This is a genomic window from Massilia sp. CFBP9026, assembly GCF_034045165.1.
In the GTDB taxonomy this organism is placed as follows: Bacteria; Pseudomonadota; Gammaproteobacteria; order Burkholderiales; family Burkholderiaceae_D; genus Telluria; species Telluria arenae.
On record NZ_JAXCWH010000004.1, the window covers coordinates 210,637 to 223,618 of the forward strand.

Consider the following 12,982-nt stretch of genomic DNA (forward strand, 5'->3'; position numbering starts at 1 on the left):
GGGGTAGACTCGGCTTCAGCCTAGTCCCTCGCCATGCGCTATCCATGAGGCACCGCAATCGTGTTGCGATGCCGTCCATGCCGGATCAGACCGGAATTGCCTCGAGCAAGAGCGCCTGTTCAAACCCGATCTTGAGCTTGTTGCTGGACGCGCTCACTTCGCCCAGATCGCGGTCTTCCACATAGTCGCGCACCCGATAGCGGCCTTCCTTCAAGCCGCGCAGCTCGACCTGGCCCGACCACTCCTTCGCATAGAAGGCAAAGTACAGCCGGCCATCCTTTTCGACCGCATGGGTTTCCGGCTTGTCGAAGCCGATGTCGTACAGTTCCCCGCGATACTGGCCTTTGGGCAGCATCTTGTCCTTGTAGATGCCGATCCACTTGCGCCACTTCGCTTCCTTCACTGCCGTGAGCAGGTAGCTATCCTTCGGCTTCGGGTCTTCGGGCCAGGTAAACTTGGTCGAGACCACCGCGCCGATGCCCACCGACGACGCGAAATCGTCGCCGCCGTCGCTGAGCTCGACGTGGTCGCCGGCGTAGGCCGCGGTCGGCCCCATCAGGGCTTTCAGGGTCTTGCCCTTGTGCCGCACCTGCCACGAGGACAGCGGGTCGGACGATGGCGCCTGGTTGGTGTAAGGCAGCGTATGGAAGGCATACGAGGTGCCGCAGGGGCAGAACTCGACCACGGCCTTGGGATTGATCTCGCGCGCGGTGTCGTACACCATCTTCCAGTAGTCCTGCAGTTTTTCGAAGGATTCTTCAGGACGCGCGTGATTGTGCGCCGGGTTGTAGCAAGGCGCCACGCCGTTCAGGTGCTGGCCGTCCAGCTTCAGGCCCTCGTAGCCCCACTCGCCGATGATCTTGCGCACCAGCGCGCGGGTCTGCTCGATCACCGGTTCGTAGGCCGGGCACAGGGTCAGGGCGTTCCACCAGGTGACGAATTGCGGCGCGCCGTTCGCGTCCAGCAGCAGCTGGTCGGTGTGCTGGTGCAGCAGGTCGGTGCCCGGATCGGCCGCCAGCGGCGCCAGCCACAGGCGCGCCTTCAGGCCGGCGCCGTGGATATCGTCCACCAGCTTCTTCATGTCTTCTTCGCCGCGCGCGAACTTCTTGCGGTCGATCTTCCAGTCGCCTTCATTGGTTTGCCAGCCATCGTCCAGCACCGCCCATTCCAGGCCCAGTTCCTTGGCCTTGGCCAGGGTGCCGGTCATCAGGGGGATCGTGAAGTCGCGCTCATAGCCCCAGGCGCACCAGATCGGCTCGTACGATTCATCGCCCGCCTGCGGCGCCGCCAGGCCACGCTCGGCCATCACCAGGCGGTAGCGGTCCAGGGCTGCGAAGTAGTCGCCCGTGTGCACGGTGACGAAGGTGTCCAGGGTGGTCAGCTCCTGGCCCGGTTGCAGCACGACGGCTTGGTCGAACTCGATCGCCAGCGCGGCGCCGGCTTTCACCTGCTGCACCGGCAGCGCCACCAGGCGCGGCACGGTGTCGAGATGGCCCACGGCGATGCCGTGCTCGGGCTGCCAGACGTCGGCCACCGGCGTGCCGCCGCCGTAGTCGGACGAGTTCATGCCCATGAAGTTGCGCTGCTCGAAGCCGTCCTTGAGCGGCTGCACCCAGTCGCGCCGGTCGGCGTGCGACGAGCCCGAGAAAGTCCAGAAGCCGCGGCCTGGCGCGCGCTTGGCCGGCAGCAGCGTATAGCCGCTGTTCGACCAGGCCTCGACCGGCAGCGCGGTCTGGCCATTGTTACGGTAGCTCACGCGCAGCAGGGCCAGGCCAGGGTGGCGCTCGTAGAAGGTAACCATCACGGTCTTCTCCACGCCGTCCTTCGACGCTCCCGTCAGGCGATGGCGCACGCCCGCGCCGTGCGGGCCATCGACGCGGTCGACCGCCTGCGCGCCGAGCGCAAAGCTGTCGATCCAGCGCCCACCCGTCACGCGCAGCCGTTCGCTGGCGTGAAAGCCCGTGACCGCGACCGTCGCGCCGCCCTTGCGCGCCAGCAGGCGGCTACGCATCTGGCCGTCGAATTCGAGTCCCAGGGCGGCGTCGCCGATGCGCGCCACGTTTTTACCCGCTTCTTTCCCCTGAGGTGCGGCCATCGCCACGCCGGCGCCGGCGCCCATGCCGCTTGCCACGGCCGATCCGGCCAGCCACTGCAACAGGGTGCGGCGACGCTCGCTATGCACTTCGGTCATCTTGTCTCCTTGCTTGGTAGGACTACACAGCCGGCGCCGGCCGGCCGAGCCGCCCTACACCAGCACCACTTGCGCGCCGCGCGAGCGCAGCGCCTCGACCATCTCCGCCGGCACGCCGGCATCGGTGATGATCTGGTCGATCTGTTCGATCGTCGCGATCATGGACAGGCTGCGCCGTCCGATCTTCGACGAGTCGCCCACCGCAACCACGCGGCGCGCGATGCCCAGCATGCGCGAATTCAGGCGCGCTTCGAGCAGGTGCGGCGTCATCACGCCGATCTCCGGATCCAGGCCGTCGAAGCCCAGGAACAGGATGTCGGCGTGCAGTCCTTCCAGCCCCTGCTCGGCCTGCGGGCCGCCCAGCGAATACGAGCTGGGACGCAGCACCCCGCCGAGCATGATCAGGGTCACGTGCGGCGCGCCGGCCAGCAGCACGGCGATGTTCAGCGCATTGGTGATCACGTTCACCGACTGCAGCTTCAGGCCGCGGATCTGCTTGGCGATTTCGGCGGTCGTCGTGCCCGAGTCGAGCACAATGGTCTGCCCTTCCCCGATCAGCTTGACCGCTTCTTCCGCGATGCGCACCTTCTCGGCGCGGTGCAGCGACTGCTTGACGCCGATCGGCAAGTCCTCGTCGGCGCGCTGGGCCAGGGCCCCACCGCGGGTGCGCACCACCGCGCCGATCTCGGCCAGCACGTTCAGGTCGGCGCGCACCGTCACCAGCGAGATGCCGAACATCTCGGACAGCTCGGCCACCGTCACCCGCCCGCGCTCGGCCACCATTTCGCGGATCTTGCGGCGCCGTTCCGCCACCAGCAGATCCTGATCGGCCACCGCTTCCGGGGGCTTGCCTTCGTTATCGTTCGAAACTTTCGTTTCTGTTTTTTTTGTCTGCTTCATTTTCATCCCTCCGCGCCGGTTCCCCGCCGCGGCTCCGTTATATACGTGATCATTGCTTCATTAACGGATCGATGATACAGGATGAAAATGCAAGAAACGAAAGTTCAGACTATTTTTTGCTCCCCATCTCACTTACGTAGGAAGCCCGGTCGGAAGCCCGGTATGAAGCCAGCATGATCATGCCTTCCAGGCGCCCTGGAATACGCGCTCGGCGTTCAGGCGGAACAGCTTGTCGGCCACCGCCTTCGGCAGCGCCAGGCCGCGTACGACGCCGTCCAGGTCCGGCGTGGTGAGTTCGTCCTCGGTATTGAAGTAGCGCCAGTCGCGCCGCCACACGCCGTCCAGATCGGAGACGAAGTCGGCCTGGCTCTGCTGTGCCGACTGGGCCAGGTCCGAGCCGTACATCAGGCGGTCCTGATAGGCGATGAAGAACTGCCGCACCCGCTCGCGGTCGCGCTGCGACTGGTACTGGATCTGGCCGATGCGCGCCGCGATGTCCACATTGGCCGTCGGATTGCGGTCCAGGAAGCGCGCCAGCTCGTCCACGTTCCACTCCAGCGAGGCCATGTGCACGCCGACGAAGCGCAGGCGCGGATGGCTGGCCAGCAGGCGGTCGCGCGCGCCCATCTGGTCTTCGTAGCTCGGCATCGTCGGCTGCTTGTACATGTGGTACTGCGGGTGGTTCTTGAAGTATTCGCGGTCGTTCTTGGTCGTCATCTTCTCGAGCGGCAGCCAGCAGTTGTGCGGCTCGCCCTGGTGCCCCACCAGCAGCACGTCGCGCTCTTCAAAAGCGTCGAACAGCGGCTTGATGCGGGCGTCGTCGACCATCACCAGCTTGCCCTGCGCATCGCGTTCCGACATGCCGATGTTCTTCCACACCTTGACGCCCACCGCGCCATCCTGCAGCGCCGCATCCAGCCGGTGCAGGGTCGCCGGGATCCAGGCCGGCTGCATGAGGTTATTGGCGCTGAAGCTGGCGATCCAGCCGACGGTGGCCGGATGCTCGTGGTGCAGTTTGCTGGCCACGCGCTGCTGCTGCTCCAGCGCCGGGAACACCGGATAATCGACGTTGATCGTCAGCGCACGGAAGTTGGCCTTGCGCGCCAGCTCCAGGAACGGGCCCTGCTCGAGGCCGTGCAAGTGCAGGTGGGCGTCGATCTTGGCCACGCTCTCGTAATCCTGCATGGTGTAGCTGTCGGCGGCCAGCGCGCCGATTGGCGCTGCCAGCGCGGCAAGGAAGATGGTGCAAAGAAAACGGATGCGCATGTGTGCTCCTGTCTATCGGGTCTGGGAGGCGAGGCGCTCCAGCGCGGCCTCGCTCAATGGCTGCCTGGCGCTGCGGGCGGCGTACAGGGCGGCGCCGAGCACCGGCGCCAGCCGCGGCGCCTGCAGCCGATACGGCCTGGCGCAGGCCGCCAGCGCCTGCTCGAATGGCGCGCGCAGCAGGCTGCCGTCGCCGAACAGGCCGCCCGTATAGGACACCGGTAGCGAGAAGGTCGGATCGACGTCGAGCCGGTCGCGCACCGCATCGACCATCGCGGCCAGTTCGCGCGCGGCATCGACGAAGATGGCGCGCGCCTGTTCGTCGCCCAGGGCCACCGCCTCGGACACCAGGCGCGCCAGCTGGGCGATGCGGCTGCGATCGCCGCCAAGCTCGCCATACACCACGGCGCACAGGTCGAGATCGTCCTCCAGCGCCAGCCGCTCGCGCACCAGGCCGTACAGGGCGCCCTTGGGCGCGCGGCCGTCGCTCATGCGCGAGAACAAGGTCAGGCCGGCGCGCGCGATCCAATGGGCCGAGCCCTCGTCGCTGAACAGCTCTCCCCAGCCGCCGGCGCGCGCCTGGCGGCCGGCGACTTCGCCATACGCCATCGAGCCGGTGCCGGCGATCACGCTGATGCCGTCCATGCAGGCCAGCGAACCGGCCCAGCTGCACACCATGTCGTTGCCGCACAGCGTGCGGTCAGGGCCGAGGATGGCGCCGGCCGCCGCATCGAGTTCGCGCTGGGCCGCGCGGTCCTCGCCATAGGCCGGCAGGCCGAAGAAGGCGTAGGTGACCGCGCCGCCATCGACGCCGGCCGTGGACAGCAGCGCCTGGACACCGCGCTGCAGGGTCGCCGCCACGGCGGGCATGCCGTGGTCGACGTGGTAGGTGCTGCCTTCTTCATGGCGCGCCAGCACGCTGCCGTGCGCGTCGATCAACGCGAAAGCGGTCTTGGTGCCGCCGCCGTCAACCCCGAGGAACATGGACGGCCTCGCTATCGACGGGGGACATGAAGGGATAGATGGTCACGCCGCGCACCACCCGGTTGACGGTGCCGGACATGCTCGGCGTATCCGGGCGCACGCCCATCGACAGCGAGCGCAGGAAGGCGAATCCCTGGCAGAACACGATAAAGGGAAGCGCGAGTTCGAGGTCTTGCGCAGTGTCCGCCCCCGTGAACACGAACGTGTCGTCGTCGGGCGCCGCATCGCCCTGGGCGCTCAAGGCCAGCACGCGGCCGGCGCGGCGGTCGCCGCGCAGCTCGCGCAGCAAGTCGAGATCGTAGCGGCGCGCCTGCGGATCGTTCGACAGCAGCACCACCACCAGGGTCTGGTCGTCGACGATGGTCTTGGGACCGTGGCGGAAGCCCAGCGGCGAATCGTGGATCGCCACCACCTGGCCGTCGGTCAGCTCCAGCAGCTTGAGCGAGGCTTCGCGCGCCAGGCCGCGCAGTTCATTGCTGCCCAGGTAGACCACGCGCTTGAAGTCCTGCGCCACCAGCTGGGTCAGCAGCGGCAGCGCGCGCTCGCCCACCTGCGTCGCCGCCGGCGCCACGCGGGCACCGACGCCCGGCGCCAGCACCCGGAACGCCAGCGCCGCGGCCAGCAGCATCGAAGTGAAGCTGGTCGTCATCGCGAAGCCACGGTCGTGGGTGGCGTCGGGCAGCAGGATCGCCAGCGCATTGGCGCGGTCCTGGGTCATGCGGTACAGCTGGCCCTCTTCATTACAGGTGATGACCAGGTGGTAGACGTCGTCCACCAGCTGGTCGGCCAGCTGCACCGCCGCCACGCTTTCCGGGCTGCTGCCGGACCGGCCGAACGACACCACCAGGGTCGGCGCGCCGCGCTGGAAATAGCGGTCCGGGCCCGACACCAGGTCGGTGGTCGGCACGGCGTCGGCGCGCCGGCCCTGGCGCAGCAGGCCGGGCGCCAGGCACTCGCCGATGAAGGCCGAGGTGCCGGCGCCGGCCATCACGATGCGCAGATCCGGGCGCGCCAGCAGCGGCGCCAGGAAGGCGTCGATCTGCGCGCGCTGCGCGCTCACCAGCGCATCGATCTGCGGCCACACGGCCGGCTGCTGCGCGATCTCGCGCGCCGTCACGCCGCCGCCCAGCGCATCGAGGCGGGCCAGATCCTGTCCAAATAATTCACTGCCGCCTTGCACGGCATCCTGTACTGCTTGCATGTTCACTGCTCCCTAGGTTCGGCGCCCGGCTGGCAGGCGCGCATATACTGGCGCAGCACGCGGGCTACCCCTTCTTTCAATATCGCGAGCGGCGCATTGCGCACCCGGCCCTCGCGCACCGCTTCGTAATGGAATGGCAGGTACTGGCTCAACAAGGTGAGCGGCGCCGGCCGGCGTTCCAGGTTCGCGACCAGCGCCGCCTGGGCGGCCTGGATGCGCGGATGCGGCCAGTAGTAGCGGATCCGGTCGGAGAGGCTGTACTGCTGGTCGAACAGCAGGCTGCCGGCGTCGTGGTAGTACTTGCGCCAGTAATCCGGCTCGCTGCGCATCACGTCCAGCACGACTTCCTTGAAGCCGCTCTCGCCTTGCATGCCCATTTCAGTCTCGATGTCGGCCAGCGCCCACAAGGTCTCGCGCAGCGCGAAGGTCAGGCCGGGGCCGACCTTCAATATGGCGAAGTGGTCGCGCACCAGCGCCTGCAGCAGGCCGGGCGTCTGGTAGTCGGTCGAGTGGGCCTCGAACACCATGGTCGGCTCGCCCTCGATGAAGCGACTCAGCGCCTGCGCCTTTTCCGGGCGGTAGTCGATCACCTTGTGATGGTCGAATTCCACGCCCGGCTGCACCACCAGGCCGATCACGCGCGGCCACGCGGCTTCCAGGCCGGCCGCATTGAACGCAGCACGATGGGCGGCGATGGTCAGCGCCGCCGCTTCGGGCGTGGTCACGGCCAGCTCGGCCAGCTCTTCGTGGGCGCCGCCCGGCACCGGCACCTCGGTGCCGACGATATACACCGGCGCCTCGCCGCCCGCGCGCTGCCAGGCGCGCTCGGCCACCACGGCCAGGCGTGCGGCGCGTTCGGCCACGACTTCGTCCGGCAGCGGCACCGGGTCGCCCGCGCACGACATCGAGCAATCGAGGTGGATCTTGCGGAAGCCCGCGGTTACGTACTGGTCGATCAGCACCTCGGACTTGGCCATCGCGCTGGCGGCGGGCTCGCCCTGCCAGCAGTTCGGGCCCAGGTGGTCGCCCCCCAGCAGGATGCGTTCGCGTGGAAAACCTACCTTGTCGGCGATGCCGAACACGAAGTCGCGGAAGGCGATGGGCGTCATGCCGGTATAGCCGCCATCCTGGTTGACCTGGTTCGAGGTGGCCTCGATCAGCACCGGGCCGTCGCCGCCCTGGCCAGATTCCAGGCCGGTCTCGAAGGCGGCCTCGATCACCAGCGGGTGCGCCGAACACACTGAATGGATGCCCGCAGGCTGACCGGCGTGATGGCGTTGGACGAGGTCGAGAAGCACTTGCATTGTCGTTGACTCCAGATAGAGGGACTTCAGGCGGCGCTCGGTTCGTCGGGCTGCAGCGCCAGGAACAGCGCCGCCGCCAGCGACAGGCCGATGCCGGCCAGTTTGAAACCGTTCGGCAGGGTCGCCGCCATCGCCACCGAAATGATGGTGGTCAAGAGCGGCGCGCCGGCATTGACCAGGGGCGACACCACCAGCGCCTTGCCATGCCGGAACGCGTACACCAGGGTCAGCGCGCCGACAGCATTGAGCACCTGCGTGATCGCGGCCAGCCACGGGCCATCCAGGCCATAGTTGATCGGCTGCGAGAAGTCGGTCATGACCAGCGCGACCGGAATGAAAGCCAGTGCGCTGACGGTCATGTAGAAGAAGATGCTTTCGGCATCCATGATGGCGTTGGCGCGCTTGATAAAGTAGGCCTGCAGGCCCCAGGCCACCAGCACGCCCAGCGCCAGCACGAACCACCAGCCATAGGCCACGCCGCCCTGTTCCGGCGCGTAGTCGAACAGCGGCAGCGCGCACAGCGCCAGCACGATGCCGGCCACGCCCATGGCGCCGGTGCGTTCGCGCAGGAAGGCATACGACAGGGCGATCGTGATCACCGGCGACAGCGAGATCAGGGGGAAGATCAGGTAAGTGGGGCCTTCCTTGACCGCGTGGAACAGGATCATCTGTCCGCCCGCGCCCAGGAGGCCAATGGCCAGGCCATGGGCGATTGCCGGGCCGTCGCGCCGCACGCGCCAGTCGATGCGCGCCAGCGCGAACAGCGCCGGCGGAATCATGGTCAGCGCCCACACCACATACACCAGGGTCTCGGGAAAGCCGTTCTGCACCGGACGCCCGGCGAAGGCGCCCCACACGCCCCACAGCAGGGTGGTCACCAGGGCATAGCCAAGCCAGTGGGATTTCATCGTCGTCGTCCTCCTCAGGTTTCTTCGTTATAAGCAGATAGTAATGGAAGGCTTTCGAAATATCAAATAACTTTCGAAATCTTTCGATATAACATATATGCGTATGATTTTTGCGATGCAGCAGTGTCAGGAGAACGCCTTCGCCAAATGCGAGGAAAACCCCTACAATGAGGTTGATGTAAGGAATCACTCTGCGGCAGGCCGTCGGTACCCGGATGGCGCCGCCTTTTCGTCTCGGACCGGATCGACATGCCCCTGGAATCGTTGTTGTTTGCGCCACCCGCCCTGCTGGGCCCTACCCTCGTGGCCGCCCTGCTTGGCCTCCTGGTCGGCAGCTTCCTGAACGTGGTCATCTACCGCATCCCGAAGATGATGCAGCGCGAGTCCGACAATTACGTGGCGCAGGAAAGCGGCAAGGAGCCGCCGCATACCGACCGCTTCAACCTGATGGTGCCGCGCTCGGCCTGCCCCTGCTGCGGCCACCAGATCACGGCCATCGAAAACATCCCGGTCATCAGCTGGCTCGCCCTGGGCGGCAAGTGCCACAAGTGCAAGACGCGCATCTCGGCGCGCTATCCGGCGATCGAGCTGTTCACCGCCATCGTTTCGGGCCTGCTGGTGTGGACCTTCGGCAGCGGCGCGGCAGGCATGAGCAGCCTGCTGTTCGCCTGGCTGCTGATCGCGATGACCTTCATCGACTTCGATACCCAGCTGCTGCCGGATGACCTGACCTATCCGCTGCTGTGGGCCGGCCTGCTCATGAACATCGACGCCACCTTCGTGCCGCTGCAGGACGCCGTAATCGGCGCCGCCGCCGGCTACCTGGTGCTGTGGGCCGTCTATTGGCTGTTCAAGCTAGCCACCGGCAAGGAGGGCATGGGATATGGCGACTTCAAGCTGCTGGCGGCGCTCGGCGCCTGGCTGGGCTGGACCGCCCTGCCGACCATCATCCTGCTGTCGTCGGTGGTGGGGGCGATCGTCGGCATCAGCCTGATCGTGTTCGCCAAACGCGGCCGCGACAAGCCGATTCCCTTCGGGCCCTACCTGGCGGCGGCCGGCCTGATCGCCATGCTGTATGGCGAGCAGCTGGGCCGCTTCAGCGCCGGCCTGCTGGGCGGCGCATGAACACGGCGCGCGGCGCGGCGTTCTCGGTCGGCCTCACCGGCGGCATCGGCTGCGGCAAGAGCACCGTGGCCGAGCTGTTCGCCAGCCTGGGCGCCACGATCGTCGACACCGACGCCATCGCCCATTCCCTGACCGCCCCGCATGGCGCGGCGATGCCGGCCATCCTGGCCGAATTCGGACCCGACTTCGCCACGCCGGACGGCGCCCTGGACCGCGCGCGCATGCGCAGCCTGGTGTTTGCCGATGCCGGGGCGCGCGGCCGGCTGGAAGCGATCCTGCATCCGCGCATCCGCGACGCCACCGCGGCGGCGGCGGCCATCGCCACTGGCCCTTACGTGGTCTATGCGGTGCCGCTGCTGATCGAGTCGGGGACATGGGCAGAGCGAGTGTCGCGCGTGCTGGCCGTGGACTGCTCGGAAGAGACCCAGGTCGCGCGTGTCATGCAGCGCAGCAGCCTGTCCGCCGACCAGGTGCGCGCCATCATGGCGACCCAGGTCACGCGGGCCCAGCGCCTGGCCGCGGCCGACGACGTGATCGACAACGACGATGGCCTAGAAGCCCTGTTCCCCCAGGTAAAACGCTTGCACGAGCGGTATCTGTCATTGAGTATGTAACAAGATTGATGCAGTGTTTGTAATTTTGCTTCGTATGGTTCAGAATCACCTAGTTGCTCCCCAGCCTACATTCAGAGGAATGTCATTTTGATCGTCTACGAATACCCTTTCAACGAGAGGATTCGCACGTTGTTGCGGCTGGAGGACCTGTACGAGAAGTTCAAGTTCTTCGTGCAGCAGGAACACCCAATGCAGCATCATGTCGCCCTCGCGACGATCTTCGACATGCTGGAAGTGGCCGGCCGCGCCGACCTGAAATCCGACCTGCTGCAGGAACTCGAACGGCAGAAGCAATCGCTGCTGGCCTACCGCAGCAATCCCGCGGTCGCGGCCGACACGCTCGACGCCGTCCTGGCGGAACTCGACAAGGCCAGCAGCGCGCTGGTGACCAGCCAGGGCAAGACCGGCCAGAACGTGCGCGAAAACGAATGGCTGATGAGCATCCGCGGCCGCACCATCATCCCGGGCGGCGCCTGCGAGTTCGACCTGCCCTCCTACTACGCCTGGCAAAAACGCCCGGCCGAGCAGCGCCATGCCGACATCATGGGCTGGTTCGGGCCGCTCGCTCCGCTGCTCGAGGCGCTGTCCCTGGTGCTGCGCCTGCTGCGCAATTCGGGCGCTCCGGTCAAGATGATCGCCGTGGCGGGCAGCTATCAACAGATGTTACAGGGTAAAATCTACCAGATGCTGCGCTTGACCCTGGACGAGTCGACGGGAGCGATCCCCGAGATCTCGGCCAACAAGTACATGCTGTGGGTACGCTTCACTACGCAGGATGGCGATTGCAAGCCCAAGCCGCTGGAAGAAGACGTGCCGTTCGACCTGACCCTCTGCAATTTCTGATTTTTGATTGGTAGTACCGATGACCGTAGTCGCCTGCCCCACCTGCGGCAAACAAGTCGAATGGATCGAAGCGAACAAGTTTCGCCCGTTCTGTTCCGAGCGTTGCAAGAAGATCGACCTGGGCGCCTGGGCCGAAGAGAAATTCGTGATCCCCGGCGCCGCGCCCGCGGATCCTCTCGACGAACCGCCTCCGGAACGCTGATTCACCACATACGTCGTTCCCGCGGAGGCGGGAACCCAAGTCCTTCGCGCTGCCACTCCTTCAAACTACACCGTAGCGCCGGCAAACTTGGGTTCCCGCCTGCGCGGGAACGACGTGCTTAATCTATTGGCCGGCATCGAGCTTAACGGCTGATCCCCGCCGGCACCACAACCGGCCTGTTGCGCCGCCCATAGCGGTCCATGAACAGCCCTTCCAGCCCGATCTCGGGCTGGCGTCCCGACAGGATATCGGCCAGCACCCGGCCCGACCCGCACGACATGGTCCAGCCCAGCGTGCCGTGCCCCGTGTTCAGGAACAGGTTGCGATACGGCGTCGGCCCGATCACCGGCGTGCCGTCCGGCGTCATCGGCCGCAGGCCGCACCAGAACGAAGCCTTGCGCACGTCGCCGCCGTCGGGGAACAGGTTCGTCACCGAATGCTCGAGCGTATCGCGCCGCGCCTGGTGCAGGCGCAGGTCGTAGCCGCACAGCTCCGCCGTGCCGCCGACGCGGATGCGGTCGCCCAGGCGCGTGATCGCCACCTTATAGGTTTCGTCCATCACGGTCGATTCGGGCGCGCCCGACGCATCGGTGATCGGCACCGTGATCGAATAGCCCTTCACCGGATAGACCGGGATGTGGATGCCGATCTGCCTGAGCATCAGCGGCGAGTAGCTGCCCAGCGCCAGCACGAACGCCTCGGACTTCAGTTCACCTTTATCCGTGACGACGCCGGTCACGCGGTCGCCCTCGACGTTAAGGCGTTCGATCTTGACCTCGTGCCGGAACTTGACACCCAGGCCCTTGGCCAGCCCTGCCAGCGCCTGCGTGAACTTGAAGCAGTCGCCGGTTTCGTCGTTGGGCAGCAGCAGGCCGCCCAGGTAGTTGCCGGGCACGCGCGCCAGCGCCGGTTCGTACTGCGTGCAGCCTTGCCGGTCGAGCAGTTGATAGGGCACGCCGGAACGCTCCAGCACCTCGGTATCGGTGTGCGCGCCATCGAACTGCTTCTGGGTGCGGAACAGCTGCAGGGTGCCCTTGCTGCGCTCGTCGTAGGCGATGCCGGTGTCAAGCCGCAGCTGGACCAGCACGTCGCGGCTGTACTCGGCCAGGCGCACCATGCGGCCCTTGTTGACCTGGTAGCTGCGGGTATTGCAGTTGGCCAGCATCTGCAGGATCCAGCGCCACTGCTGCGGATCCATCCGCGGCCGGATCACCAGGGGGCTGTGCTGCATCGCCAGCCATTTGACGGCCTTGAGCGGCACGCCGGGGCCGGCCCAGGGCGTCGCATAGCCGGGCGAGATCTCGCCGGCATTGCCGAAACTGGTCTCCATCCCCGCGCCCGGCTGGCGCTCGATCACGGTGACGTCATGCCCGGCCTTGGCCAGGAAATACGCCGATGCGGTTCCGATGACGCCACTGCCGAGGATGATGACCTTCACACGTTCTCC

General features: G+C 66.6%; 12 protein-coding genes. 4 read left to right on the plus strand and 8 right to left on the minus strand.

What is annotated here, in order from left to right; all coding sequences use genetic code 11:
• Positions 1–85: 85 nt before the first annotated feature.
• The 7 genes from SOM28_RS12030 to SOM28_RS12060 form a co-directional block, all read right to left on the minus strand.
• Positions 86–2,191 (minus strand): glycoside hydrolase family 36 protein, encoded by a 2,106-nt coding sequence (locus SOM28_RS12030; protein WP_320468253.1) that lies wholly within the window; start codon positions 2,189–2,191, stop codon positions 86–88.
• 54 nt (positions 2,192–2,245) lie between these two features.
• Positions 2,246–3,091, minus strand: a complete 846-nt coding sequence (locus tag SOM28_RS12035; RefSeq protein WP_320468254.1) for a DeoR/GlpR family DNA-binding transcription regulator — start codon at positions 3,089–3,091, stop codon at positions 2,246–2,248.
• Between the two features lie 177 nt (positions 3,092–3,268).
• Positions 3,269–4,357, minus strand: coding sequence for an amidohydrolase family protein (locus SOM28_RS12040; protein WP_123068295.1), 1,089 nt, complete (start codon positions 4,355–4,357; stop codon positions 3,269–3,271).
• A gap of 12 nt (positions 4,358–4,369) precedes the next feature.
• Positions 4,370–5,338, minus strand: a complete 969-nt coding sequence (locus SOM28_RS12045) for an N-acetylglucosamine kinase (protein ID WP_320468255.1) — start codon at positions 5,336–5,338, stop codon at positions 4,370–4,372.
• A complete protein-coding gene (locus tag SOM28_RS12050) occupies positions 5,322–6,539 on the minus strand; it encodes an SIS domain-containing protein (protein WP_320468256.1) in 1,218 nt (405 codons plus the stop codon). The genes SOM28_RS12045 and SOM28_RS12050 overlap by 17 nt, the downstream gene beginning before the upstream one ends.
• A 2-nt stretch (positions 6,540–6,541) precedes the next feature.
• Positions 6,542–7,843, minus strand: a complete 1,302-nt coding sequence (locus SOM28_RS12055; protein ID WP_320468257.1) for a D-tagatose-bisphosphate aldolase, class II, non-catalytic subunit — start codon at positions 7,841–7,843, stop codon at positions 6,542–6,544.
• Between the two features lie 26 nt (positions 7,844–7,869).
• The gene (locus tag SOM28_RS12060) at positions 7,870–8,751 is read right to left on the minus strand and encodes a DMT family transporter (protein ID WP_320468258.1); all 882 of its coding nucleotides are present in this window, start codon (positions 8,749–8,751) and stop codon (positions 7,870–7,872) included.
• Between the two features lie 249 nt (positions 8,752–9,000).
• On the opposite strand from SOM28_RS12060, the gene SOM28_RS12065 reads away from it, so the two are divergent.
• The 4 genes from SOM28_RS12065 to SOM28_RS12080 all read left to right on the plus strand — a co-directional run bounded on the left by SOM28_RS12065 (position 9,001) and on the right by SOM28_RS12080 (position 11,535).
• Positions 9,001–9,876 carry a prepilin peptidase gene (locus tag SOM28_RS12065; protein ID WP_320468259.1) on the plus strand — a complete coding sequence of 292 codons (876 nt, stop codon included), beginning with the start codon at positions 9,001–9,003 and terminating at the stop codon, positions 9,874–9,876.
• Complete coding sequence (gene coaE, locus SOM28_RS12070) at positions 9,873–10,490, plus strand: dephospho-CoA kinase (protein WP_320468260.1); 618 nt, start codon at positions 9,873–9,875, stop codon at positions 10,488–10,490. The genes SOM28_RS12065 and coaE overlap by 4 nt, the downstream gene beginning before the upstream one ends.
• Positions 10,491–10,577: 87 nt before the next feature.
• The gene (gene zapD / locus SOM28_RS12075; RefSeq protein WP_123068288.1) at positions 10,578–11,333 is read left to right on the plus strand and encodes a cell division protein ZapD; all 756 of its coding nucleotides are present in this window, start codon (positions 10,578–10,580) and stop codon (positions 11,331–11,333) included.
• A 19-nt stretch (positions 11,334–11,352) separates the two neighbouring features.
• Positions 11,353–11,535, plus strand: a complete 183-nt coding sequence (locus SOM28_RS12080) for a DNA gyrase inhibitor YacG (protein ID WP_123068287.1) — start codon at positions 11,353–11,355, stop codon at positions 11,533–11,535.
• Positions 11,536–11,677: 142 nt separating this feature from the next.
• On the opposite strand, the gene SOM28_RS12085 is transcribed toward SOM28_RS12080, so the two are convergent.
• Positions 11,678–12,973 carry a D-amino acid dehydrogenase gene (locus SOM28_RS12085; protein ID WP_320468261.1) on the minus strand — a complete coding sequence of 432 codons (1,296 nt, stop codon included), beginning with the start codon at positions 12,971–12,973 and terminating at the stop codon, positions 11,678–11,680.
• Positions 12,974–12,982: the final 9 nt, after the last annotated feature.

Bases quoted from the DNA above. Each gene is read 5' to 3' on its own strand.
- SOM28_RS12045 (WP_320468255.1), bottom strand. From the start codon at position 5,338: ATGTTCCTCGGGGTTGACGGCGGCGGCACCAAGACCGCTTTCGCGTTG.
- SOM28_RS12030 (WP_320468253.1), bottom strand. From the start codon at position 2,191: ATGACCGAAGTGCATAGCGAGCGTCGCCGCACCCTGTTGCAGTGGCTG.
- SOM28_RS12050 (WP_320468256.1), bottom strand. From the start codon at position 6,539: ATGCAAGCAGTACAGGATGCCGTGCAAGGCGGCAGTGAATTATTTGGA.
- SOM28_RS12055 (WP_320468257.1), bottom strand. From the start codon at position 7,843: ATGCAAGTGCTTCTCGACCTCGTCCAACGCCATCACGCCGGTCAGCCT.
- SOM28_RS12060 (WP_320468258.1), bottom strand. From the start codon at position 8,751: ATGAAATCCCACTGGCTTGGCTATGCCCTGGTGACCACCCTGCTGTGG.
- SOM28_RS12040 (WP_123068295.1), bottom strand. From the start codon at position 4,357: ATGCGCATCCGTTTTCTTTGCACCATCTTCCTTGCCGCGCTGGCAGCG.
- SOM28_RS12080 (WP_123068287.1), top strand. From the start codon at position 11,353: ATGACCGTAGTCGCCTGCCCCACCTGCGGCAAACAAGTCGAATGGATC.
- SOM28_RS12065 (WP_320468259.1), top strand. From the start codon at position 9,001: ATGCCCCTGGAATCGTTGTTGTTTGCGCCACCCGCCCTGCTGGGCCCT.
- coaE (WP_320468260.1), top strand. From the start codon at position 9,873: ATGAACACGGCGCGCGGCGCGGCGTTCTCGGTCGGCCTCACCGGCGGC.
- SOM28_RS12035 (WP_320468254.1), bottom strand. From the start codon at position 3,091: ATGAAGCAGACAAAAAAAACAGAAACGAAAGTTTCGAACGATAACGAA.